The sequence below is a fragment of the Zoogloea oleivorans genome (assembly GCF_008107625.1).
GTDB lineage: Bacteria > Pseudomonadota > Gammaproteobacteria > Burkholderiales > Rhodocyclaceae > Zoogloea > Zoogloea oleivorans.
Window position 1 is genome coordinate 190,326 of record NZ_SDKK01000006.1, and the last position, 22,809, is coordinate 213,134.

Consider the following 22,809-nt stretch of genomic DNA (forward strand, 5'->3'; position numbering starts at 1 on the left):
GTCCCCGCGTTTTTTGTTATTCTCTGCCCGCCGGAATCAACCAAGAGCACCTGCCATGCCCGACCTGCCCCATCCCGATCAAGTACTCTTCCAGGGCGAAAAGCCCTTCCCCATCCTGCCCGCCGTCGACCATTACGCCGGCAGCGAAAAGCTGATGCGCAAGGCCCTCGCCGTGCAGCATGAACTGGGGCCGGTTTTCGACATCACCTGCGACTGCGAAGATGGCGCCCACGCCGGCGCCGAAGCGGAACATGCGGCGATGGCGGCCAGCATTGTGATGTCCGATGACAACCGCTTCGGACGGGTCGGGGCACGTATCCACGACATCACCCACCCCCACTGGGAAGCCGACGTGGACATCCTGGTCAGCCAGGCCGGCAGCCGGCTGGCCTTTCTGACCATTCCCAAGCCGCGCAGCGTGGCCGACGCCACCCGCCAGATCGAACACATCCGCAATGCGGAAGAGCGCTACGGAATCGAACGGGAAATCCCCGTCCACGTCCTGATCGAAACCCACGGTGCGCTCCGCGACGCGTGGGAAATCGCGGCACTGGACCGAGTCGAATCCCTGGATTTCGGGCTGATGGATTTCGTGAGTGGCCATCATGGCGCGATCCCCGGCTCGGCCATGCGCAGCCCCGGCCAGTTCGACCACCCGCTGGTAGCCCGCGCCAAATGTGACATTGCGGCTGCAGCACTGGCGAACGGCGTGGTGCCATCCCACAACGTCACCACCGAACTGAAAGACATCGACTACATCCGTCTCGACGCCGAACGGGCACGCAAGGAATTCGGCTACCTGCGCATGTGGAGCATCCACCCGAACCAGATCGTGCCGATCATCGAAGCCATGCGCCCGGATTTTTCGGAGGTCGAAGAGGCGGCGAACATTCTCATCGCCGCCCAGGACAAGGGCTGGGGACCAATCCAGCATGCCGGCAAGCTCCATGACCGGGCCTCCTACCGCTACTACTGGGAACTACTGAAGCGCGCCAAGAGCACTGGCATGAACATGCCGTCAGATGCCCTTACCCGTTTCTTTTAGGCAATAAAAAACCGGCCAACGCCGGTTTTTTTATTTACCCCAACCAGTCAGACTGGCAGTGCGATCTTGTTATCAACGCTGTACTGGTAATCTTGGAAGATGTGCTCGGCGGTGAGAATTTCGTAATTGCCGTCCTCGCCCTTGCGGGATGTATCCTTGAGGCGATAGGTGTAATGCCCGCAGGTCCACAAGTCAAAATTGCGCATGTGCGTACACATGCAGGTCTTCTCCATGACCGAAATCTTCTTGACACCCGGATGCAGGGCAACCTGCCGGTTGTATGCATCAATGTAGGAACAGCTGCCGTTGCTGTCGAGCAGATAGCCGTAGGCTTCACAGTTCGGACGAATTCCCGAGCCGATCGCCGGACTGCCCGTCAGCATGCGCATCGGATAGCCCGTCGGAGATATCTGGTTCACCACGATCTCTTCTTCGCTGGCCTTGAAATAATGTTGCTGTACGTCCGCCGGCAGACCGCATTCCTTTGCCACGGTAAAGCGCGTTGCCACCTGCACCGCCGCGGCACCATTCTCCAGAAAGGCCACGGCGTCACTGCCGGTGAAGATGCCGCCGGCCGGGATCAGTGGAATGTCCAGCTTCTCGGCCGCCAGCCAGGTGCTGATTTCACCCACAATGGTGGCCAGATCGAACTTTGCCCAATCCATGCCAAAGCCCAGGTGCCCCCCCGCCAGCGGACCTTCGACCACTACGTAATCCGGAAGGCGGTTGGTTCTGGCGCTCTTGCGCAGGAACAGTTGCAGCGCCCGCAGGGACGAGACGATGATGCCAAGTTTGACGTCACGGAAGCGTGGATGATCTTCCATCAAGGCGAACGATCCCAGATGCAGGCCGGCAGCCAGCGTGATGCCATCAATCCCTGCATCAAGCGCAGCCGACAGACGCACGCGAAGGGTTTCCTTCGGGGCATTCATGGTCAGCTTTTCCATGCAGTTCACGAAGATCAGGCCGGAGCCACGCTTCGCCTCCATGGTGCGCCCCACATGCAGCTTGGTTGCTTCGGCCAACTGGCCCAGGTCGAACTGCACCACCGATTTATCGGTATTGGCAACGTTGTACTTGTACAGCTTGAGCTTGTCCTTGACGAACTTGGTGTTGAAGCGACGATCAGCGACCGTCTTGACCATGGCATCCGAGATGTGACCGATACCGCCCAGCCGTGCAGCCTCAAGTGCCAGATCCGCAGTGGAGATATCCACCCCCATACCGCCGATAACGATGGGCACCAGCTCCTGCTTGCCGAAGTGCAGACGGAAATCATCAACTCGTTTCATGAAACCCCTTCCAGACAGACGTGAAATGCCAATACGGGCAATGGGCCGCCTTGCGGCCAAGCGCGGCATTATCCCACTGACCCGCAGGTCATGCTTCTGTTTAGATCAAGGAAAAACCAGTAAGTTGCGCAGGCCACCCATCCAGACCAACAAGCCGACAGGCGGCAAGACAGGAGGAGGGAAATTTGTTACCTTCAAACCTGCGGAAAATGTCACGAACTCCGCTAAAATCACCCTGCTGAAGCTATCCACATCCAGATGTCGGAACCCACTCCTCCCGCTCAAGAATGCGCTGTACTGTTTGCCGACCTGGTCGGCAGCACGCAGTTGTATCAGCGCGTGGGTGACTCCCCCGCCTTCGAGCTTGTAGACCGCAGCATCCGCGAGATGCGCATCGCCGTCGAAACCAAGCGTGGACGAGTCGTCAAGCACACCGGTGACGGGCTCATGGCGGTCTTCCGCGATGCAGACAGCGCTGCCGATGCAACCCTGGCCATCCACCAGGCGCTCAAGGAACTGCCTGCCACGCCAGACCAGCGTCTGGCAGTGCGCATCGGTTTCCATTTCGGTGCGGTCGTCGCCAGTGGAACCGATGTCTTCGGCGACACCGTCAATTTTGCCGCTCGTCTGGCCGAACTCGCCTCACCCGGCAAGGCCATCACCTCGGCGGAAACCGCCCGGCGCCTCGGCCCGGAATGGCGCTCAGTGCTGCATACACTGCCACCGCGGGTTATCCGCGGCGTAACGCGGCCGGTAGAACTGTGTGAGCTGATGTGCGAGGCCGTCGGTGAGCTGACCATCGTCCAGAGCGATCATTTCCTGCTCGAAACGGAGCCGGAACTGCACCTCTATCTGGATGCCAATGCGCTGGTCCTGAACTCCAGCAAGCCCAGTGCGCGGATCGGGCGCGATCCGGCAGCCGACATGGTGATTGCCGACACCCAGTCCTCCCGCCGCCATGCAGAAGTCGAATTGCGAGGCGACAAGTTTGTATTGATCGACCGCAGCAGCAACGGCACCTTCGTTCAGATCGACGGAGAACGGGAGTTCCTGCTGTCCCGCGAAGAAGTCGTCCTGCGCGGCCGCGGCCATTTCTCCCTCGGCCGCAGCTGCTCCAACAGTCCGCAGGTCATCAGTTTCGTCTGCATCTAGACCGCGTCAACGCAGCCTTTTCTCAGGGTGCCAGCGCGGTGCCCAGAGCCTTCCCGGTCAGTTCCACCGCCTCTGCAGCCTGACGGAAGAATTTTCCGAGGGTGAAGAAGCCATGCACCATGCCTTCAAACTCATGGACGGTCACTGCCACGCCCGCTTCGCGCAGGACTTCGGCGTAGGCCCGGCAGTCGTCGGAGAGCGGATCGCAACCGGCAATGATGAATGTCGCCGGCGGCAGCCCATCGAAACGTTTGGCCAGGATTGGCGAGGCACGCCAGTCGGTCCAGTCTGCCGTGTCGGGCAGATATTTTTCGAAGAACCAGGCCAGACTTTCCGTATCGAGGAAATAGCCGTTGGCGTAAGTGCGGCGTGATGGGCGCTGACTGAGGATGTCGGTACAGGGATAGATCAGCATCTGCAGGGCCGCCTGCGGGCCGCCGCTATTGCGCAGTTGCAGGGCCGTCACCGTGCTGAGGGTGCCGCCGGCACTGTCACCAGCAAAGGCAAAACGGGCGGCATCAATGCCGAGCAAAACCGCATTGGCGAGAGACCAGGTCACCGCCTGTAGTGCATCATCCACCGCGCCCGGAAAGGGATGCTCCGGTGCCAGACAATAGTCCACCGACAGCACCGCACAGCCGCTGTGATTGGCCAGCTCACGACACAGCACGTCGTAACTGGGGATGTTGCCGACACACCAGCCGCCACCGTGAAAGTAGAAAACCAGCGGCAGGACGGCGTCAGGCTTCGCCACGAGCGGGCGATACAGGCGCGCCATGATCACGCCATCCCGCACATGGGCGCGTGGAATCGGTACATCGGTCACCGATGCCACCGCCGGCGCTTCGGGGCGCAGGGCAAACTGGAGCTTTTCAAACGAGTGACGTGCCTGATGCACGTCCTGTTCGTGGAAGCGGGGAGCACCTACGCGATAAACCATGTCGAGCAGGGCCTTGGCTTGGGGGTCGAGCGCCATGGAAGCAATCCGGAATAAATTGACGAGACTGATCTCAAAGATGCCGACATCCGCGAGACAGCGGCCCCCGCCGAGGCTATTTACAGCGTCGGCGGGGAAATGACAAAACCAGTGAGTTCAGATACTTGAAAAAACATACGCTGCCGTATTTTACCTGAACTCCAGTCGCCGGTAAGCCACCGCCCGACATCCCGAAGCACCGCATCCGATGGCTCAGCCCTCTTCGACGACCTCGTCGGTGACCACCTTGAAACTCTTCAGGGTGTTCGGGCCGAAGGTATTGCTGATCGCCACATCAGCAGCATCGCGCCCGCGGGCGAGCAGCACGCGGCCTATCCGCGGCATGTTGTTGCGGGCATCGAAGGTGTACCAGGTACCATCCAGGTAAGCCTCGAACCAGCCGGCAAAATCCATCGGACCATAGGGTGGCGGCATACCGATATCACCCAGATAGCCTGTACAGTAGCGCGCCGGAATATTCATGCAGCGACAAAAGGCGATGGCCAGGTGAGCGTAATCACGACATACGCCGGCCTTCTCGTGGAAAGCCTCGAAGGCCGTCTTGGTGTGGCGGGCATGCTCGTAGCCGAAGGTGATGTGCCGATGCACGTAGTCGCAAATCGCCTGGACCCGCGGCCAGCCGGGGGGCGACTGGCCGAACAGCTTCCACGCCGCGTCCGACAGGCGGTCGGTCTCGCAGTAGCGGCTGCCGAGCAGAAACATCAGGGTCTCGTCGGGCAGTTCCGTCACCGGGGTCTGCCGGGCACCGGGAACGACGATGTCGGGCAGGCCGGAATCCCGTATCAGCGCACTGTTCGACAGCGTGAGCAGGCCCTTGGGGGCGATGATGCGACTGCACCAGTTGCCGAAACTGTCCCGATAGGCGGTCACCGGCACCGGCGGGTTGGCGATCATGTGATCGGGGATGATCATGTCGGAGACCCGTGTGTAGTGCACGCTGAGGGTCAGGATCATCGGGGTCGGCTGGGGGCAGTCGTAGACCAGTTCATAGCCTATGCGGATCTTCATGGTGGGGCTCTCCTGTGCTGATCGTCAGGCTGCGCCGGGCAGGCGCTGACGGTGGGTTGTTGTCAGGCATTGGTCAGACGGGAGTCCCCCTTCCGGGAGGGGCAAGGGCCTGGCGCAGCGATTCGACGATCACTTTGCGCAGGGCGGCCCAGGGGCGGCCGCCCTCGAAAACATGTTTCTGGTTGATTTCCAGTTCGATGCCCACATAGGCATCCGGCGGCAGATGCCGGCGAAACCAGCGGGTCAGGCCGTCGCCCTTGCCCGCATAGGGATAATTGCGACGCACCACGAGACCGGGAGTACAGGCCTGCAGCGAGGCCTTCCAGCGCGCGCACAGGTCCACCTCGCCGGAGCGTCGCGGGTCATAGAGCAGGCCGACATCGGCCCGTCGCAGCTGACCATCCAGCTCAGGTGTAAAGCTGTGCGACGACAGGTGGATCACCGCGCCATATTCAGCAACAGCCTGTCGGACCAGAGCTTCGGCCTGGGCCCGATAGGGCAGGTAATGGCGGCTCAAGATGTCCTGCCGCGTTGCAGCGGACAATGTGCGGACAGCAGCGCCGTGGAGACTCTGATTGCCGACCGAACGGTTCAGATCCACGAGCAGACGGCTCACCGTTGACGACAGCAGCGGCGCGTCAAAGGCTGTCGCCAACATCTCAGCCATGGCGAGTGCGCCCGGATCGTAGCCGCGATGCGTTTCCAGCAAGGCCTGCAAATCCTCGAACAGCTCGGCATACGCTGCCGGAATCAGGTTGCCGCCGTGCTCGCAGGTAATCACCAGGGCCGGGGGTTTCATGGAGTGTCGTTTTCGCGCATTGCTTTCAGCATACGGCCGCACCCGCTAAAGGATGCGGGTTTATTTTTGCCCCACCTAGGGGCCGGACGCCGCGCACAAGGGTTTCAGGCCAGCCCCCCATTGACGGAAAACAATGGGTTTGCCGGAGCGGGCCTCGAGCCATGCACGCCATTCGGGCCGGAGAACGACCCCGCATAGTCAATCATCGCAACCCGCGGATCCCCGGTCTGTGCGCCAGCGTACCAAGCGGGCTGGCGATACTGCCGGGAATCACCCATTTGCCCTAAGCTGCAGGGATTGCCCACTTCCCCGCTCCGGCCTGCCGCCATGACGTCACTCCAGCGCCACAAGGAACGCCACCGTACCGACCGTATCGGCTGGCTGCGCGCAGCCGTTCTGGGTGCCAACGACGGCATCGTGTCCACCGCCAGCCTGGTGGTTGGCGTGGCCGCTGCCAGCTCAAGCCACAGCAGCATTCTGTTAACGGGCGTTGCCGGAATGGTGGCCGGGGCCATGTCGATGGCGGCCGGCGAATATGTATCGGTCCATTCCCAGGCCGATACCGAAAAGGCCGACCTCAGCCGCGAGCGCATCGAGCTTGAAACATCCCCTGCCGCAGAATTGCGCGAACTGACGGCAATCTACGTCGGTCGCGGGCTGGAGTACAAACTCGCCGCGCAGGTGGCCGAGCAGCTCATGCAGCACGATGCGCTTGGCGCCCATGCCCGCGACGAACTGGGCATCTCCGCAGCGCTCAGCGCACGACCGGTACAGGCGGCACTGGCTTCGGCGGCCAGTTTTGCAGTGGGAGCCGCCCTGCCCCTGGGTGTCACGACGCTGACGCCCGGACAAGCCCTGATTCCGTGGGTTGCCGGCACATCCCTGGGTTTTCTGGCTCTGCTGGGTGCCGTTGCGGCCCAGGCCGGCGGGGCCAGCCCGCTGATCGGCGCGACAAGGGTCACCTTCTGGGGCGCGCTGGCCATGGTGATTACCGCCGGAGTCGGCGCCCTGTTCGGGACATCGATCTGATACAAGGCTTGCAAAAAATGCAGCGTATATTGTTGTTTTTATGTTCTTTCGGCCGGTCTGAACAAGACCCCATGCGGAACGTCCCAAGCGTCAAATCACCTTATCCTTGCCACGTACGGCAACCGTTAGTGCTGATGACGCTCATGTGTGCAGCGATGCTCGCCCATGCCGACGGCCCGCCTCCCCTGGCAGCGGAATTTCAGCGGGACGTGGCACCACGACTGGATCCGCCTGAAAATGAACGCGCAGTCTATGCGGCACGCCTCCGGCAGGAACTCATCGTTGCCGGCGTGGAGATCACCACGCCCCAGTTTGTCCTGCTGGTGGACCGCAGCCCCCGCGTACAGGCGACACTTCTGTATTGGGGATCTGCCGGGCAAGGCTGGAATTTCGTCGGCGCGACGCCGGTGTCCACCGGTCTGCCGGGCCGCTTCGAGCATTTCACGACCCCGCTGGGGGTGTTCGCGCACAGCCTGGTCAACCCTGACTTCCGCGCCGAGGGCACCAAGAACAAGCTCGGTTTCCGCGGCTACGGCAGCAAGGGTATGCGCATCTATGATCTGGGTTGGGTACAGGCTCCGCGAGGCTGGGGCGACGGGGCGATGGGCATACTGCGCCTGCAGATGCATGCTACCGACCCCGACCACGGAGCACCACGGCTCGGCACCGCCCAGTCTGAAGGCTGCATTCGCATACCGGAAAAGCTGAACGACTTCCTCGACCGCCACGGCGTGCTGGACGAAGACTACGAACGTGCCGTGGCCGGCGGCGCCCGCCTGTGGGTGCTGCGCCCCGACCGGACCCCAACCCCATCGCCGGGCCGCTATGTCGTGGTAGTGGACTCGGAACGCGGCGAACGCCCCACCTGGGCGCCGCTGCCGGCACGCCGCTAACAGCAGTTCAGGGCTGCAACCCGAGCATTTCAGCGGCGTGACTGCGAGTGGTCTCGGTGATGTTCACCCCGCCGAGCATCCGCGCGATCTCCTCGACGCGCTCGCCCTCATCCATCTGCTGCACGCGAGACAAGGTCTGGCCGTCCCGTGTTTCCTTGGAAATTGTCCATTGCCAGTCCGCTTGGGCTGCAACCTGCGGCAGGTGGGTGACGCACAGCACCTGCCGGTCAGCTCCCAGCTGCTTGAGCAGACGCCCGACGATTTCGGCCACCCGACCGCCGATGCCGACATCCACCTCATCGAAAATCAACGTCGGCGTGGCTGCATTGCGACTGGTGATGACCTGGATCGCCAGGCCAATCCGTGACAATTCGCCCCCCGAAGCGACTTTCGCCAGCGGGCGCAGGGGCTGGCTGGCATTGGCGGTAACAAGAAACTCGACAGTTTCGAGACCACTCGCACAACCTTCCTCGGCCGGGCGCAGGGAAATGTCGAAGCGACTACCTCCCATCGCCAGAGACTGCATTGCCTCGGTCACGGCCACGGAAAGCGCACCAGCCACCCTCTGGCGTTCCACGGAAAGCAGGCTGGCCGCCTGCATGAAGACATCCCGCGCCGCAGCCTCCTCCCGCGCCAAGGCCTCGGGGTCGGACTGACGGGTGAGACGCTCCAGGCGCGATGCGCTATCCACCAGCACATCGGGCAAACCTTGCGGCGGAACCCGATACTTGCGAGCCATCGCCGTGATGACCTGCATCCGCTGATCGATTTCAGCCAGGCGCGCCGGGTCGAGATCAAGCCGGTCGCGGTAACGGCGCATGGCGTGCAGCGCCTCGTCGAGCTGGATGCTGGCGCCGCTGAGCAGCTCCTGCACATCAGTGAGCTGCCCGTCGTGCTGGGCCATGTCGGCCACCCGCGCCAGCAGTCGCTCGAGGTGCGACACCACCGCATACTCGCCATCCGACAAACCATCAAGCACCTCGGCCGCCCCTTCGAGCAAGCTTGCGGCATGGGCCAGACGCGTTTGCTCCTGGTTCAGGCCAAGCCATTCATCGGCATCAAAGGCCAGCTCACGCAATTCACTGACTTGCCAAGCAAGGAGTTCGCGCTCGCGCTCAGTGGATGAAGCACCTTCCTCCGCCGCTTCGCGGGCCCGGCGCAAGACCGACCAGGCGCGATACAGCCCGAAGACCTGTGCAGCCTGCGCCGTCAAGCCACCGTGGGCATCCACCAGGCCGAGCTGGGCATCGGTGCGCAGCAGGGCGTGGTGGGCATGCTGACCGTGAATGTCGGCCAGCAGGTCACCGGCGGCACGCATCTGCGCCAGCACCACCGGCGTGCCGTTGAGCCAGGCCTTGGAGCGTCCGCCGCTTTCAATCACCCGGCGCAGCAGCACCGCGCCTTCTCCGTGGTTCAGATCCTGCTCGTCGAGCCAGGCCCGCAGCACGCCGTCGGGCGGCAGGTCGAACTCGGCGACGATCTCCGCCCGCGCCTGCCCGGTGCGCACCACGCCGGCTTCGGCCTTGCCTCCCAGGGCGAGACTCAGGGCATCGAGCAGGATCGACTTGCCAGCACCGGTTTCACCGGTAAGGGTGCCGAAACCCGCACGAAAATCCAGCTCGAGCTGATCGACGATAACGAAATCGCGGATGGAGAGATGACGCAGCATGGGGAGAAACAGGAAGGTGAATCGAAGGTGTCAGGTATGACGGGGGGTGGAGCTCCAGTGAAGCTTCTCGCGCAGCATGGCGAAGTAGCTGTAACCCACCGGATGAAGCAACCGGACCCGGTGCGGAGAGCGGGTGATCTGCACGGTATCGCCGGCGCGGGTGTCGTAACGGGTCTGACCATCGAAATGCACCCGCGAATCATGCGGCGGCAGGAGCACGATCTCGATCTTGCAGCGATCCGGCAGGGTGATCGGACGCGCGGTCAGCGTGTGCGGGCACATCGGCACGAGCGCGATGCCATCCACGTCGGGGTGCAGGATCGGGCCGTTGGCCGACAGGGCGTAGGCGGTCGAACCAGTCGGCGTGGAGATGATCATGCCGTCGGAGCGCTGGGTATAGACGAATTCCCCATCGATGCGCAGGTCGAACTCGATCATGCGCCCCAAGTCACCCTTGTTCACCACCACATCGTTGAGCGCCACGGTATGAAACACCCGCCGGCCATTGCGCAACACCTCGGCGTCGAGCAGCACGCGGCTCTCTGCCGTATAACGCCCATCAAGAATCTCACCGATCTTCTCGAGGGCCACATCACGGGAAATGTCAGTCAGAAAACCCAGGCGGCCCTGATTCACACCCACCAGGGGCACCTCGTATTCGGCCAGTCGGCAAGCGCTGTTTAGGAGGGTACCGTCGCCACCCAGCACGATCGCCAGGTCAGCCTTGGCACCGATGTCCTCATAGCTGGCCACCGTGAAGCCCGACGTCAGGCCGGTGGAACTTGCTGTACCCTGCTCGATCAGTACATTGAGGCTCTGGCCTCGCAAATAGTTGGCCAGCTGAAGCACTGCTTCAGCCACTTCGGGGCTCTGATACTTGCCGATCAGCGCGATTGTCTTGAACTCGCAGGTCATGGAACGATTAAACCACATTCTGATTACGCGACGCAGCGCCACTCGGCAATTCGCACCGGCTCACGCCGCTTTCCGCTTCTCATGACCGCCGTGCTTCCTTAGAATCCTTGCGTGCCACAGAAATCCCAACCATGACCGCCCTCGACCAACGCTCGCAAATTCTCCTCAAGACCCTGGTGGAGCACTACATCGCCGACGGCCAGCCGGTGGGGTCGCGCGCGCTCTCCCGCCACTCGGGCCTCAAGCTGTCGCCGGCCACCGTGCGCAACGTCATGTCGGACCTCGAAGAGCTCGGTTTCATCACCAGTCCCCACACGTCTGCCGGACGGGTTCCCACCGCGCGGGGCTACCGCTTTTTTGTGGACAGCCTGCTCACCGTCCAGCCCATCGGCGTTGGCCAGTTGCAGGAGATCAAGGGCCACATCCAGCCCGGCGAACCACAGCGCGTCATCAGTGCCGCCTCGCAACTGCTTTCCGGCCTCACCCACTTTGCCGGCGTAGTGATTTCGCCCAAGCAGGACGCCATCAAGATCCGCCAGATCGAGTTCGTCAGCCTGTCGGAGACGCGGGTACTGCTGATCCTCGTCACCACCGCCGGCGACGTGCAGAACCGCATCCTGTTCACCAAGCGCGGCTACAGCCACTCCGAACTCGTCACCGCCACCAACTACCTCAACCAACACTTTGCGGGGCTGGCCTTCACGGAAATCCGCTCGCGCATCCAGAACGAACTCAAGCAGCTCCGCTCCGACATGACCGAGCTGATGAGTGCAGCCGTCGAAGCCGGCAGCGAGGCGCTGGAGGAAACCCAGAGCACCTACGTCATCTCCGGCAAAACCAACCTCCTCGATGCGGAAGACCTGTCGTCCAACATGGCGCGCCTGCGCGAGCTTTTCAAGCTCTTCGAGCAGAAAACCGGCCTGATGCAGTTGCTCGATATCTCCAACCGGGCCCAGGGCGTACAGATCTTCATCGGCGGCGAAAGCGGTCTCAGCCCACTGGACGACTGTAGTGTGATCACCGCCCCCTACGAAGTGGACGGCCAGCTCGTCGGCTCGGTCGGCGTCATCGGCCCCACCCGGATGGCCTACGAACGGGTCATCCCCATCGTGGACGTCACCGCCCGCCTACTCACCAGTGCCCTTTCGGGCCAGAACTAGAAAGCCCCGCATGCCCCGATTCTGGCAAGAGCCAGCGTACCTCCATGGCACCAAGCCCCGCACCGGCGTTCTGGTGGTTAACCTCGGCACGCCAGCAGCACCGACCGCCGCCGCGCTTCGCCCCTACCTGAAGGAATTCCTGTCCGACCCGCGAGTGGTGGAAATTCCCCGTCCGATCTGGTGGCTGATTCTCAACGGCATCATCCTGCGCACCCGCCCGGCCAAGTCGGCCGCCAAGTACGCCAGCGTGTGGACCGACGAAGGCTCTCCCCTCAAGGCTCATACCGAAAAGCAGGCCAAGCTGCTGGCCGGCTTTTTTGTGGCCACCGGCGAAAGGGAGCTGATGGTGAGCTGGGCCATGCGCTACGGTCAGCCTTCAATCCGCAGTCGCCTCGACGAAATGCGCGCAGCCGGATGCACACGGATTCTGGTCATCCCGCTCTACCCACAGTTCGCCGCCAGCACCACCGCCACTGTCATGGACGAAGTGGCCAACAGCCTGCGTCACTGGCGGAATCTGCCGGAAATTCGCTTCATACGCAGTTTTGGCGACGACCCGGGCTACATCAAGGCCCTGGCAGCGTCGGTACGCGAGCACTGGCAGCGCGAAGGCCAGGCCGACCGTCTGGTGCTGAGCTTCCACGGCATCCCGCGACGCTCCCTCGACCTCGGCGACCCCTACCACTGCGAGTGCTACAAGACCGCCCGCCTGCTCGGCGAGGAACTCAAACTACCCGCCGACCGGCTGATCGTCAGCTTCCAGTCCCGTTTCGGCAAGGCCGAATGGCTCAAGCCCTACACCCAGCCGACGCTGGAAGATCTGGCGCGCAACGGCATCGGCTCGGTGGACGTGATGTGCCCGGGCTTCGTCTCCGACTGCCTCGAAACGCTGGAAGAAATCAACATGGAATGCCGGGAAGCCTTCCTGCACGAAGGTGGCAAGCGCTTCAGCTATATCCCCTGCCTCAACGAGCGGCAGGACTGGATCGAAGCCCTCAAGGGGCTCTCTGTCCGTCATATGGGCCACTGGCTGACCGAAGCCGGACCGGATGCTGCCGCCCTCGCCAAACAAGCTGCACGGGCTCGCGAGATTGGCGCAAGCGCCTGATCACCATCAGAAAAGGAAAGCGGACATGAAACTGATTCTGCGCTGGATACTCAATGCGGTCGCATTGATGCTGATCCCGGAACTGCTGTCGAGCATCCAGGTAGAGAGCTACACGGCCGCGCTGATCAGCGCAGTGCTGCTGGGCTTCGTCAATGCCATCATCCGGCCGCTGCTGATCCTGATCACGCTGCCGATCACCATCCTGACCCTGGGCTTGTTTACACTGGTAATCAATGCCCTGATGTTCTGGTCAGTGTCCGGTCTGGTGCGGGGCTTCGTCGTGCCGGATTTCTGGACGGCATTCTGGGGCGCGCTGCTCTACAGCCTATTGACCTGGATGGTCAGCCTTGCCCTGAGCGACAAGGACTGACCCGGCAGACATATTGCCCCTAGCTGGGGACGACCGCCGCTGCAATGCGGCGGCGGATCGTCTTGCGGCGCACGGCCCCTGGGTCGAACGCCCCCACCAGCTTGCCGAGCGCTGTCGAACGGGCATCCATGGCCATCTGAAAAGCCCCGTCTTCGCCGTACTTCTTCACCGAAAACTTCACCCTCTTGCGCCGCCCATCGGGAAGCGGCCACGATGCCACCCAGAACCAGCGCTGCTTTTCTTCCGGCAAGTCGCGGGTTTCCGAGGCGCAGTAGCGACACACACCAACCACACCCGAGCGGTTGTTCTTTTTAACGATGTTGGAATATTCCTGCATCGACAACGGAGGGTGAGAGGCGATGATTTCGTCCCGGTACCCCTTCGCTGCGGCAAACGAGCGCGGCTTGCCACCAAACACGCCGTCGCTGAAGTGCTTGCGGTAAATCACGCCGCGGCGCTGAATGGTCACAAGCCAGCCGTGCGTCCGACTGGTCTCGTTGTCGACCCTACTGATTCCATACGTGCTGCCTCGGCTCACAGGCCACCTCCTATCCACTCCACGAAAACATCGCGGCTGCAGGGGGGATTTCGGCCAATTTCGATAGAACTTTAGATTCGTGCAGCGAGCTGCATCATTCACCTGAAAGCGGGGGGCAAACTGCCGGAAAAAGGGAGCGACTTGAAAGCCGGCCACACTGCCCCACATAGTCGTGGAGACCACAACGCGCTACCGAGGATCACCATGAGCGAATCGCTGCTTGTCCCCTGCCCCCACTGCAATGCGGTCAACCGGGTACCGGAATCAAAACTCGACGATGGCGGGCGCTGCGGACGCTGCAAGCAGCCGCTGTTTGAAAAAACCCCGCTCCATCTCACCGATGCCAACCTTGCCGTCCATGCCACGCAGGGCGACGTTCCTTTGCTGGTTGATTTCTGGGCACCCTGGTGTGGCCCCTGCCGCAGCATGGCGCCCGCCTTCACAGCTGCAGCCGGAATGCTGGAACCACAGGTTCGGCTGGGAAAGGTGAATACAGAAGAGGAACAGGAGCTCGGCGCACGCTTCGCCATCCGCAGCATTCCTACGCTGGTGCTGATGCACCGCGGCCGCGAAATAGCACGCCAGTCAGGGGCAATGAATGCCGAGGATATCCGGCGCTGGACCCTCGCCCAACTGGCCCGTCAGGCAAGTTGAAGGGCTAGCCCACTCAATTTTCGATCAGCTGGAGTTCCATCCCAAACCCGCTCGCCGTGATCCGCTCGGCGGGCGGGCCTTCCTTGGCCAGCTCCCGATAGGCCTGACCGAGCCGGCGGGCCACGACCGTCACCAGGCGGGAGCGGAAGGCCTCCTGGCATTCATCCGTCGCCAGGGACAGAGAAGCCGGGTTCAGTTCGAGGTAGATCGTGGACGTGGTCGTGACCGCGGTATGCATGTGCCTGTGGTCCTGCTGATCAAGGAAGGCCAGTTCGCCAAAAACCTCGCCGTAGGACAGTTCACTCACCCGGTGCCCATCCACCGATATCTCGACGCGCCCGTCGATGATGATCCCGAAACGCTGGTCTGAATCGCCTTCGCGCATCAACAGCGTGTTCGAATCCACCTTCCGCCAGCGGGAGATGCGCAGAATCTCCCAGATCTCGACGTCCTCGAACTCCACGAAAAAGGGCATCTTGCGCAGGATGGAAAAGCGCGTGTTGTCGGCCGGGATGGTCGCGTCGTCGAGAATCTTGTAGCGGACGGCGGACAGATCCTTGGCAAAATCGGCGCCGTTCTTGTAGCGGGAGTAGAGATCCTTCTCCAGCGATTTGCGGATCACCGTATCCAGTTGCTCGGGCAGCTCCGTATTGATCTGCGAAACCAGGGGCGGCTCGGTATTGAGGATCTTGTAGATCAGTTGGGCCGGATTCTTGGCGCGAAAGGGCAAACGCCCGGTCAGCATGTGAAACAGAACCACGCCCAGCGAGAACAGGTCGGTTTTCTGGTTGAGCGGATAACCCTTGATCTGCTCGGGGCTCATGTAGGCCGGTGAGCCGACCCCCATGATGAAGGTCGAATCCGACGCACTCTTCTTGCTGATGTTGAGCGCCAGGCCAAAATCGGTGATCTTCACGTTGTCGTGCTCATCCACCAGAATGTTGGCCGGCTTGATGTCCCGGTGCACGATCCCCTGACGGTAGGCGTAGTCGAGCGCCATGCTGCACTTGAAGATCATGCCGATCGTGCGGTGCAGCGGCAGCAGGTTCTGAAAGGTACAGTAGTGCTCCAGGGTCGTCCCCGGAAAGTACTCCATGACGATGAAGGCATAATCCTTCTCTACCGTCGCGTCGAAAATCTTGATGATATTGGGGTGATCCAGACGCCGGGAGACGTCCATTTCGGCCCGCAGGAGCTTCATCAGGCGCCGGTTCCACTTGGCCTCGTCCTTCGACTTGTCGTCGAAACGAATCAGCTTGAGGGCGACCGGGTCGGGATACTGCGGATGTTCGGCAAGATAAACCGTGGCCGTGGCACCGCGGCCGACCTCACGGATCAGCTTGTACTTGCCGATTTTCTCAGGTGCTTTTTCCATACCTGCTTGACACCGCAGAATCCGTAAAGATGACCGGGGCAAGCCCGGATCGTTGTGATTTTACACTCCGTTCTCCGCTTTTCCGGCGGTAACGAGAATCCCCTCTTGAAATCTTATCCTGTGCCCCCAGTTAGAGCGAGTCAAAAAAGGAGCCGTTACCCATGCAAGATCAAGACACCCCTCTGAGCCCCGAAGGCAAAGCCACGCCGGAGCTTGTGGAAAACGTTGCAGGCGCAGCTGCCGCCGCTGATGAATCCCCCGCCGCCGAGCCGCACATTGACACGCTGCCCAGCCTGGCAGAACTGCTCCGCGATGCCGAACTGAAAGCCTCCGAGCATCACGATGCCTGGCTGCGCGCCAAGGCCGAGACGGAAAACGTCCGCCGCCGCGCCCAGGACGATATCGCCAAGGCCAGCAAGTTTGCCGCCGACAAGTTCGCCCAGGCCATGCTGCCGGTCAAGGACAGTCTCGAAGCCGCACTGGCCACCGACAACGCCACGCTTGAAACCCTCAGACAGGGCGTCGAACTGACCCTCAAGCAACTCAGCGCCGCCTTCCAGAGCGCCAACGTGAGCGAAGTCAGCCCGGTTGGCGAGAAGTTCGACCCGAACAAGCATCAAGCCATCAGCGCCATCGAGGCCGAGGGCGAGCCGAATACCGTGATCAACGTGCTGCAGAAGGGTTACCTGCTCAACGAACGCGTGATCCGCCCGGCGCTGGTGGTTGTTTCAAAAGCCAAACCGGCCGCTTGAAAGCCGCCACAGCGACCCCATATTCGTAACAAGCCAGCGGGCCGGGCACACACCGGCCAGCCAGACCAACAGAATTCGAACTAAAGGAAATCTCATGGGCAAGATCATCGGCATCGACCTCGGCACCACCAACAGCTGCGTTTCCGTGATGGAAGGTGGCAAGCCGAAGGTTATCGAAAACTCTGAAGGTGCACGCACCACCCCGTCCGTCGTGGCCTACGCCGAAGATGGCGAAATCCTGTGCGGCGCTCCGGCCAAGCGTCAGGCCGTCACCAACGCCCGCAACACCATCTACGCCATCAAGCGTCTGATCGGCCGTCGCTTCGAAGAGAAGGAAGTACAGAAGGACATCGACCTGATGCCCTTCACCATCGCCAAGGCCGACAACGGCGACGCATGGGTTGAAGTACGCGGCAAGAAGATGGCCCCGCCGCAGGTTTCCGCCGAAGTGCTGCGCAAGATGAAGAAGACCGCCGAAGACTACCTCGGCGAAGAAGTCACCGAAGCGGTCATCACCGTACCGGCCTACTTCAACGACAGCCAGCGCCAGGCCACCAAGGACGCCGGTCGCATCGCCGGCCTCGAAGTGAAGCGCATCATCAACGAGCCGACCGCTGCAGCCCTCGCCTTCGGCATGGACAAGAAGCCCGGCGACTCCAAGATCGCCGTGTATGACCTCGGCGGCGGCACCTTCGACATCTCCATCATCGAAATCGCCGACATCGACGGCGAACACCAGTTCGAAGTGCTGGCCACCAACGGCGACACCTTCCTGGGCGGCGAAGACTTCGACCAGCGCATCATCGACTACATCGTCACCGAGTTCAAAAAGGAACAGGGCGTCGATCTGAAGAGTGACGTGCTGGCCCTGCAACGCCTCAAGGAAGCCGCTGAAAAAGCCAAGATCGAGCTGTCCTCCGGCCAGCAGACCGAAATCAACCTGCCCTACATCACTGCAGATGCCAGCGGTCCGAAGCACCTGGCGCTGAAGATCACCCGCGCCAAGTTCGAATCCCTGGTCGAAGAACTGGTTGCCCGCACCATCGAGCCCTGCCGCATCGCGCTCAAGGACGCCGGCCTGAAGGTCACCGACATCGACGACGTGATCCTGGTGGGCGGTCAGACCCGCATGCCGAAGGTCATCGAGAAGGTGAAGGAGTTCTTCGGCAAGGATCCCCGCCGTGACGTGAACCCGGACGAAGCCGTGGCCGTTGGCGCCTCCATCCAGGGCGGCGTGCTGCAAGGCGAAGTCAAGGACGTGCTGCTCCTCGACGTCAGCCCCCTGTCCCTCGGTATCGAAACCCTGGGCGGCGTGATGACCAAGCTGATCCAGAAGAACACCACGATCCCGACCAAGGCTTCGCAGGTTTTCTCGACGGCCGATGACAACCAGAACGCGGTCACCATCCACGTGCTGCAGGGCGAGCGCGAAATGGCTGCCGGCAACAAGAGCCTCGGCCAGTTCAACCTGTCCGACATCCCGCCGTCGCCGCGCGGCATGCCGCAGATCGAAGTCACCTTCGACATCGACGCCAACGGCATCCTGCACGTATCCGCCAAGGACAAGGCCACCGGCAAGGAAAACAAGATCACCATCAAGGCCAACTCCGGCCTCTCCGATGAAGAGATCCAGGCCATGGTCCGCGACGCCGAGGCGCACGCAGAAGAAGACAAGAAGGCTCACGAACTGGTCGATGCGCGCAATCAGCTCGACACGCTGGTGCACTCCGTGAAGAAAGCCCTGGCCGAGCACGGCGACAAGATCGGTGACGACAAGGCCAAGATCGAAGAAGCCATCAAGGAAGCCGAAGAAGCCATCAAGTCCGGCGACAAGGCCGCCATCGACGCCAAGAGCGAAGCCCTCGGCACCGTCAGCCAGAAGCTCGGCGAGCACATCTATGCCCAGGCCCAGGCTGAAGGCGCAGCAGGCGGCGCAGCGGGTGCGGGTGCAGGCGCTTCCGCTGGCGGCGGCAAGGCCAACGATCCGGACGTGGTGGATGCCGAATTCACCGAGGTGAAGGACAAGAAGTAATCCTGTCTGGCTGAAAAGCCGACCCGACAGATCCGGCCGAGCCATGCCGGCGCCTTGTGCGCCGCGCGGCTCGGCCTTTACACAAGATAGCCAGAGCACCCAAACATGGCGAAACGGGATTTATACGAGATCCTCGGCGTCAATCGCGACGCGTCAGAGGACGAGCTGAAAAAGGCCTACCGCAAGCTGGCCATGAAATACCATCCGGACCGCAATCCGGACAACAAGGAATCCGAAGACAAGTTCAAGGAGGCCAAGGAAGCCTACGAAATCCTCACCGACGCCAACAAGCGGGCCGCTTACGACCGCTACGGCCACGCCGGCGTCGACCAGTCGATGGGCGGCGGAGGGGGCGGTGGTGGCCAGGGCTTCGACGGCTTCGGCGATGCCTTTGGCGACATCTTCGGTGACATCTTCGGCGGTGGCGGCGGAGGCGGACGTGGACGCTCCAACGTCTATCGCGGTGCCGACCTGCGCTACAACCTCGAGATCACCCTCGAGGAAGCCGCGCGTGGCGCCGAAAAGACGATCCGCATCCCTGCCCTCGAAGAATGCGAGCCCTGCCACGGCAGCGGCGCCAAAGCCGGCACCCAGCCGAAAACCTGCCCGACCTGCGGCGGCGCGGGCCAGGTACGCATCCAGCAGGGCTTCTTCTCCATCCAGCAGACCTGCCCGAAGTGCCACGGCAGCGGACGCATCATTCCCGAGCCATGCACGTCCTGCGGCGGCGCCGGCCGGGTAAAGCGTCAGAAGACCCTGGAAGTGAAGATTCCCACCGGTATCGACGACGGCATGCGCCTGCGTCACAGCGGGCACGGGGAACCGGGTGTCAACGGCGGTCCGCCGGGCGATCTCTACGTGGAGATCCACATCAAGCAGCACCCGGTCTTCCAGCGCGACGGGGACGACCTCCACTGCGAGATGCCGATCAGTTTCACCACGGCGGCGCTGGGTGGCGAAATCGAGATTCCGACCCTTGATGGCGCAGCCAACATCCGCATCCCGGCAGAAACTCAAAGCGCCAAGGTGTTCCGCCTGCGCGGCAAGGGCATCCGCAACGTACGCAGCCACTCACCGGGTGACCTGATGGTGCACGTGATCGTCGAAACGCCGGTCAAGCTCACCGAACGCCAGAAGGAACTGCTGCGGGAATTCGGGGATATTGCCTCGAGCAATGCCGAGCGTCACAACCCCAAGGCAAAATCCTGGATGGATAAGGTGAAGGACTTCTTCAGCACCTGAGCACGCACTGATTTTGCTGCATTGCGACACAAATATCCGCTGGCCGACGTTGTTTCAACGTCGGCCAGCGTCTTTTCCGAAACACATTCCTTTTGTCCTATACTCCGACCGGGTTTAATTTAATCACCAAAGAATAACGACAACCATGCTCATCCGCACAATCAAGACCCTGATTGCCTCCCTCGGAGCCGGCCTTGTACTGGCGGCTCCAGGAGCGTCCCAGGCCGCCGACCCGGGCATCGGCGACAACACCATCACCCTTGGCATGTCGGCCCCGGTCTCCGGCCCCAACGGCGCCTACGGGAAGGAAATGAAGGAAGGCGCACTGGCCTACTTCACACAACTCAATGCGGCGGGCGGCATCGGCGGCAAGAAGATCGAGCTGCTTACCCTGGACGATGGCTACGAAACCGAGAAGACAGTGGCAAATACCCGCAAGCTCATCAACGACAACAAGGTGTTCGCGCTGATGGCCTTTTACGGATCTTCCCCGACCACCGAGTCGATGAAGGTCTTCGCCGAGGCCAAAGTCCCCCTGCTCGGTACCATCAGCGGCGCCGGCAGCCTGCGCAGCCCGGTGAATCGCTACATGTTCCACCTTCGCGCCAGCTATGCCGACGAAACCGAAGCCATCGTCAATCATCTGGTCGGCCTCGGCGTCACCAACATCGCGGTGTTCTATCAGAATGATGGCTTCGGCAAATCCGGCCTGGACGGCGTCGTCGCCACCCTCGCCCGCCACAAACTCAAGCCGGTTGCCGTCGGCTCGGTGGAGCGCAACTCCCTGGAGGTCGGCCCCGCAGTGATCCAGATTGCCAAGGCCAACCCCCAGGCCGTCATCATGGTGACTCTCTACAAGCCGACCGCCGCCTTCATCCAGCAGATGCGCAAGGCCGGCCAGATGCCCCAGTTCTCGACCCTCTCTCCCGTTGGCGCCGATCTGCTGGTAACCGAAATGGGGGCCAAGGAAGCCCACGGAATCGGCATTTCCCAGGTCATGCCCTATCCCTGGAATGACACCGTGCCCATCGTGAAGGAATACCAGAAGGCACTGCAGTCCTCTGCCAAGCACAGCAACTACAGCTATTATGGGATCGAAGGCTTCATCAACGCCAAGCTCATGGCCGAAGCCCTCAAGAAAACCGGCAGGGATCTGACCCGCGAAAAGCTGGTCAATACACTGGAAAGCAGCAACTTCGACCTCGGCGGCTACAAGGTCGGCTACTCACCGAACAATCACAACGGCTCGCGCTTCGTGGATCTCACCGTACTGAGTCGCGACGGGCGCGTTCTGCACTAAACGCACTCACACCCGCAGTAAAAAGGGCGCCTCAATGGGCGCCCTTTTCTTTTACAGCACCGAAGATCAGGCCCGGCGCCAAATCGTTCCCTGGGGTGAATCCTCCAACGCGATGCCGTCCGCCAGCAGCTCAGCCCGGATGCGGTCGGCCTCGACAAAGTTTTTCGCCTTCTTCGCCGCAATCCGTGCCGCAATCCTTGCCTCGATCGCCGCACTATCGTCTTCACCCCCTTCGGTCCCTGCCTGCAGAAAAGCCTGCGGCTCCTGCTCAAGCAGACCCAGCACCTTGCCCAGCGCCTTCAACTGACCGGCGGACTCTGCCGACTGGCTGCGATTCACTTCGTTCGCCAAGTCAAAGAGGACAGCCAGGGCTTCTGCCGTATTGAAGTCATCGTCGAGCGCCAGCTTGAAGCGGGCCGCCATCGGCGCAGACCAGTCAATCTCAGGCAAATCGACCGACGGCACGTTGCGCAAGGCTGTGTACAGACGCGACAGGGCATTGCGGGCATCCACAAGATGCGCGTCGGAGTAATTCAGCGGACTGCGGTAGTGGGCGCGCAGGATGAAGAAACGCACCACTTCCGGCGCATATTCCTTGAGCACGTCGCGAATGGTGAAGAAGTTGCCGAGGCTCTTCGACATCTTCTCGTCGTCCACCCGCACAAAACCGTTGTGCATCCAGTAATTCACGAAAGAACACTGGTGCGCACCCTCACTCTGGGCGATCTCGTTCTCGTGGTGGGGAAACTGCAGGTCGGCACCGCCACCGTGAATATCGAAGTGATTGCCGAGAAGCTCGGAACTCATGGCCGAGCACTCGATATGCCAGCCCGGACGACCAGGCCCCCACGGAGAGGCCCACTTGACCTCGTCGGGCTCTTCCGGCCGGGCATGCTTCCACAGCACGAAATCGAGCGGATCGTGCTTGCCGCCCGCCACCTCGACCCGTTCGCCGGCGCGCAGTTCGTCCACCGACTTGCCGGAAAGCTTGCCGTAACCTTCAAACTTGCGCACCGCATAACACATGTCGTCATTGCCGGCCTTATAGGCCAGGCCGTTGTGCACCAGATTACCGATCAACTTCTGCATCGGTTCCACGAACTCGGTAGCGCGGGGCTCGTGGTCGGGGCGCAGCACGCCGAGCGCATCGGCATCTTCATGCATGGCGGCAATAAAACGATCCGTCAGGGTTCGGATGCTTTCGCCGTTTTCCTGGGCCCGCTTGATGATCTTGTCGTCGATGTCGGTGATGTTGCGAACGTAGGTCACATCGTAGGCACTGGCCCGCAGCCAGCGTGCAACCATGTCGAAAACCACCATTACCCGTGCATGGCCGAGATGACAATAATCGTAGACGGTCATCCCGCAGACGTACATACGCACCTTGCCAGGCTCGATAGGGCTGAACTGCTCCTTTTTTCGCGAAAGGGAGTTATGAATTTTCAACATGAGAAAGACCGCAATGAAGCCGAATGAAGG

General features: G+C 61.8%; 21 protein-coding genes. 12 read left to right on the forward strand and 9 right to left on the reverse strand.

The window, feature by feature from the left end:
- Window positions 1–55 precede the first annotated feature (55 nt).
- Complete coding sequence (locus tag ETQ85_RS08090) at window positions 56–1,045, forward strand: HpcH/HpaI aldolase/citrate lyase family protein (protein WP_148578529.1); 990 nt, start codon at window positions 56–58, stop codon at window positions 1,043–1,045.
- Between the two features lie 47 nt (window positions 1,046–1,092).
- Here the strand turns inward: ETQ85_RS08090 and ETQ85_RS08095 are convergent, their stop codons facing one another.
- Window positions 1,093–2,337, reverse strand: coding sequence for a nitronate monooxygenase (locus tag ETQ85_RS08095; protein ID WP_148578530.1), 1,245 nt, complete (start codon window positions 2,335–2,337; stop codon window positions 1,093–1,095).
- Between the two features lie 258 nt (window positions 2,338–2,595).
- Here ETQ85_RS08095 and ETQ85_RS08100 point away from each other — a divergent pair, with 258 nt between their 5' ends.
- Window positions 2,596–3,489: an adenylate/guanylate cyclase domain-containing protein gene (locus tag ETQ85_RS08100; RefSeq protein ID WP_148578531.1), complete on the forward strand. Its 894-nt coding sequence runs from the start codon at window positions 2,596–2,598 to the stop codon at window positions 3,487–3,489.
- A 22-nt stretch (window positions 3,490–3,511) separates the two neighbouring features.
- Here ETQ85_RS08100 and ETQ85_RS08105 read toward each other — a convergent pair whose 3' ends face one another.
- The 3 genes from ETQ85_RS08105 to ETQ85_RS08115 form a co-directional block, all read right to left on the reverse strand.
- Window positions 3,512–4,465, reverse strand: a complete 954-nt coding sequence (locus tag ETQ85_RS08105) for an alpha/beta hydrolase (RefSeq protein ID WP_148578532.1) — start codon at window positions 4,463–4,465, stop codon at window positions 3,512–3,514.
- Window positions 4,466–4,678: 213 nt separating this feature from the next.
- Entirely contained in the window at window positions 4,679–5,494 is an 816-nt protein-coding gene (locus ETQ85_RS08110; protein ID WP_148578533.1) for a transglutaminase-like domain-containing protein, read from the reverse strand.
- A gap of 73 nt (window positions 5,495–5,567) precedes the next feature.
- The gene (locus tag ETQ85_RS08115) at window positions 5,568–6,293 is read right to left on the reverse strand and encodes an N-formylglutamate amidohydrolase (RefSeq protein ID WP_148578534.1); all 726 of its coding nucleotides are present in this window, start codon (window positions 6,291–6,293) and stop codon (window positions 5,568–5,570) included.
- 327 nt (window positions 6,294–6,620) lie between these two features.
- On the opposite strand from ETQ85_RS08115, the gene ETQ85_RS08120 reads away from it, so the two are divergent.
- Together ETQ85_RS08120 and ETQ85_RS08125 are read left to right on the forward strand one after the other, a co-directional pair.
- Entirely contained in the window at window positions 6,621–7,322 is a 702-nt protein-coding gene (locus ETQ85_RS08120; protein ID WP_148578535.1) for a VIT1/CCC1 transporter family protein, read from the forward strand.
- 128 nt (window positions 7,323–7,450) lie between these two features.
- Window positions 7,451–8,215, forward strand: a complete 765-nt coding sequence (locus ETQ85_RS08125) for a L,D-transpeptidase (protein ID WP_187394638.1) — start codon at window positions 7,451–7,453, stop codon at window positions 8,213–8,215.
- Between the two features lie 7 nt (window positions 8,216–8,222).
- Here the strand turns inward: ETQ85_RS08125 and recN are convergent, their stop codons facing one another.
- Window positions 8,223–9,884 carry a DNA repair protein RecN gene (gene recN / locus ETQ85_RS08130; protein WP_148578536.1) on the reverse strand — a complete coding sequence of 554 codons (1,662 nt, stop codon included), beginning with the start codon at window positions 9,882–9,884 and terminating at the stop codon, window positions 8,223–8,225.
- Window positions 9,885–9,914: 30 nt separating this feature from the next.
- Entirely contained in the window at window positions 9,915–10,799 is an 885-nt protein-coding gene (locus ETQ85_RS08135; protein WP_148578537.1) for an NAD kinase, read from the reverse strand.
- 131 nt (window positions 10,800–10,930) lie between these two features.
- Here ETQ85_RS08135 and hrcA point away from each other — a divergent pair, with 131 nt between their 5' ends.
- Genes hrcA through ETQ85_RS08150 form a run of 3 tightly spaced genes read left to right on the forward strand, consistent with a single transcriptional unit; the run spans window position 10,931 to window position 13,437 of the window.
- Window positions 10,931–11,959 (forward strand): heat-inducible transcriptional repressor HrcA, encoded by a 1,029-nt coding sequence (gene hrcA / locus ETQ85_RS08140; protein WP_148578538.1) that lies wholly within the window; start codon window positions 10,931–10,933, stop codon window positions 11,957–11,959.
- Between the two features lie 10 nt (window positions 11,960–11,969).
- Window positions 11,970–13,067: a ferrochelatase gene (hemH, locus tag ETQ85_RS08145; protein WP_148578539.1), complete on the forward strand. Its 1,098-nt coding sequence runs from the start codon at window positions 11,970–11,972 to the stop codon at window positions 13,065–13,067.
- A gap of 25 nt (window positions 13,068–13,092) precedes the next feature.
- Window positions 13,093–13,437: a phage holin family protein gene (locus ETQ85_RS08150; RefSeq protein WP_148578540.1), complete on the forward strand. Its 345-nt coding sequence runs from the start codon at window positions 13,093–13,095 to the stop codon at window positions 13,435–13,437.
- A gap of 19 nt (window positions 13,438–13,456) precedes the next feature.
- Here the strand turns inward: ETQ85_RS08150 and ETQ85_RS08155 are convergent, their stop codons facing one another.
- Window positions 13,457–13,975, reverse strand: a complete 519-nt coding sequence (locus ETQ85_RS08155; RefSeq protein ID WP_148578541.1) for an AP2 domain-containing protein — start codon at window positions 13,973–13,975, stop codon at window positions 13,457–13,459.
- 204 nt (window positions 13,976–14,179) lie between these two features.
- Here ETQ85_RS08155 and trxC point away from each other — a divergent pair, with 204 nt between their 5' ends.
- On the forward strand, window positions 14,180–14,629 hold the full coding sequence (trxC, locus tag ETQ85_RS08160; RefSeq protein ID WP_148578542.1) for a thioredoxin TrxC: 450 nt from the start codon (window positions 14,180–14,182) through the stop codon (window positions 14,627–14,629).
- A 13-nt stretch (window positions 14,630–14,642) separates the two neighbouring features.
- On the opposite strand, the gene ETQ85_RS08165 is transcribed toward trxC, so the two are convergent.
- Window positions 14,643–16,004 (reverse strand): serine/threonine-protein kinase, encoded by a 1,362-nt coding sequence (locus tag ETQ85_RS08165; protein WP_148578543.1) that lies wholly within the window; start codon window positions 16,002–16,004, stop codon window positions 14,643–14,645.
- 161 nt (window positions 16,005–16,165) lie between these two features.
- Here ETQ85_RS08165 and grpE point away from each other — a divergent pair, with 161 nt between their 5' ends.
- From grpE to ETQ85_RS08185, 4 genes are all read left to right on the forward strand, one after another.
- Window positions 16,166–16,756 carry a nucleotide exchange factor GrpE gene (grpE, locus tag ETQ85_RS08170; RefSeq protein ID WP_148578544.1) on the forward strand — a complete coding sequence of 197 codons (591 nt, stop codon included), beginning with the start codon at window positions 16,166–16,168 and terminating at the stop codon, window positions 16,754–16,756.
- Window positions 16,757–16,850: 94 nt separating this feature from the next.
- A complete protein-coding gene (gene dnaK, locus ETQ85_RS08175) occupies window positions 16,851–18,788 on the forward strand; it encodes a molecular chaperone DnaK (RefSeq protein WP_148578545.1) in 1,938 nt (645 codons plus the stop codon).
- Window positions 18,789–18,893: 105 nt separating this feature from the next.
- Window positions 18,894–20,030 (forward strand): molecular chaperone DnaJ, encoded by a 1,137-nt coding sequence (gene dnaJ / locus ETQ85_RS08180; protein WP_148578546.1) that lies wholly within the window; start codon window positions 18,894–18,896, stop codon window positions 20,028–20,030.
- A gap of 145 nt (window positions 20,031–20,175) precedes the next feature.
- Complete coding sequence (locus ETQ85_RS08185) at window positions 20,176–21,330, forward strand: ABC transporter substrate-binding protein (RefSeq protein WP_148578547.1); 1,155 nt, start codon at window positions 20,176–20,178, stop codon at window positions 21,328–21,330.
- A gap of 66 nt (window positions 21,331–21,396) precedes the next feature.
- On the opposite strand, the gene cysS is transcribed toward ETQ85_RS08185, so the two are convergent.
- On the reverse strand, window positions 21,397–22,779 hold the full coding sequence (gene cysS / locus ETQ85_RS08190; protein ID WP_148578548.1) for a cysteine--tRNA ligase: 1,383 nt from the start codon (window positions 22,777–22,779) through the stop codon (window positions 21,397–21,399).
- Window positions 22,780–22,809: the final 30 nt, after the last annotated feature.

Coding starts and splice junctions, on each gene's coding strand:
- hemH (WP_148578539.1), top strand. CDS start 11,970: ATGCCCCGATTCTGGCAAGAGCCAGCGTACCTCCATGGCACCAAGCCC.
- grpE (WP_148578544.1), top strand. CDS start 16,166: ATGCAAGATCAAGACACCCCTCTGAGCCCCGAAGGCAAAGCCACGCCG.
- hrcA (WP_148578538.1), top strand. CDS start 10,931: ATGACCGCCCTCGACCAACGCTCGCAAATTCTCCTCAAGACCCTGGTG.
- ETQ85_RS08135 (WP_148578537.1), bottom strand. CDS start 10,799: ATGACCTGCGAGTTCAAGACAATCGCGCTGATCGGCAAGTATCAGAGC.
- ETQ85_RS08150 (WP_148578540.1), top strand. CDS start 13,093: ATGAAACTGATTCTGCGCTGGATACTCAATGCGGTCGCATTGATGCTG.
- ETQ85_RS08185 (WP_148578547.1), top strand. CDS start 20,176: ATGCTCATCCGCACAATCAAGACCCTGATTGCCTCCCTCGGAGCCGGC.
- recN (WP_148578536.1), bottom strand. CDS start 9,884: ATGCTGCGTCATCTCTCCATCCGCGATTTCGTTATCGTCGATCAGCTC.
- cysS (WP_148578548.1), bottom strand. CDS start 22,779: ATGTTGAAAATTCATAACTCCCTTTCGCGAAAAAAGGAGCAGTTCAGC.
- ETQ85_RS08105 (WP_148578532.1), bottom strand. CDS start 4,465: ATGGCGCTCGACCCCCAAGCCAAGGCCCTGCTCGACATGGTTTATCGC.
- ETQ85_RS08110 (WP_148578533.1), bottom strand. CDS start 5,494: ATGAAGATCCGCATAGGCTATGAACTGGTCTACGACTGCCCCCAGCCG.
- dnaJ (WP_148578546.1), top strand. CDS start 18,894: ATGGCGAAACGGGATTTATACGAGATCCTCGGCGTCAATCGCGACGCG.
- dnaK (WP_148578545.1), top strand. CDS start 16,851: ATGGGCAAGATCATCGGCATCGACCTCGGCACCACCAACAGCTGCGTT.
- ETQ85_RS08100 (WP_148578531.1), top strand. CDS start 2,596: ATGTCGGAACCCACTCCTCCCGCTCAAGAATGCGCTGTACTGTTTGCC.
- ETQ85_RS08120 (WP_148578535.1), top strand. CDS start 6,621: ATGACGTCACTCCAGCGCCACAAGGAACGCCACCGTACCGACCGTATC.
- ETQ85_RS08115 (WP_148578534.1), bottom strand. CDS start 6,293: ATGAAACCCCCGGCCCTGGTGATTACCTGCGAGCACGGCGGCAACCTG.
- trxC (WP_148578542.1), top strand. CDS start 14,180: ATGAGCGAATCGCTGCTTGTCCCCTGCCCCCACTGCAATGCGGTCAAC.
- ETQ85_RS08090 (WP_148578529.1), top strand. CDS start 56: ATGCCCGACCTGCCCCATCCCGATCAAGTACTCTTCCAGGGCGAAAAG.
- ETQ85_RS08095 (WP_148578530.1), bottom strand. CDS start 2,337: ATGAAACGAGTTGATGATTTCCGTCTGCACTTCGGCAAGCAGGAGCTG.
- ETQ85_RS08165 (WP_148578543.1), bottom strand. CDS start 16,004: ATGGAAAAAGCACCTGAGAAAATCGGCAAGTACAAGCTGATCCGTGAG.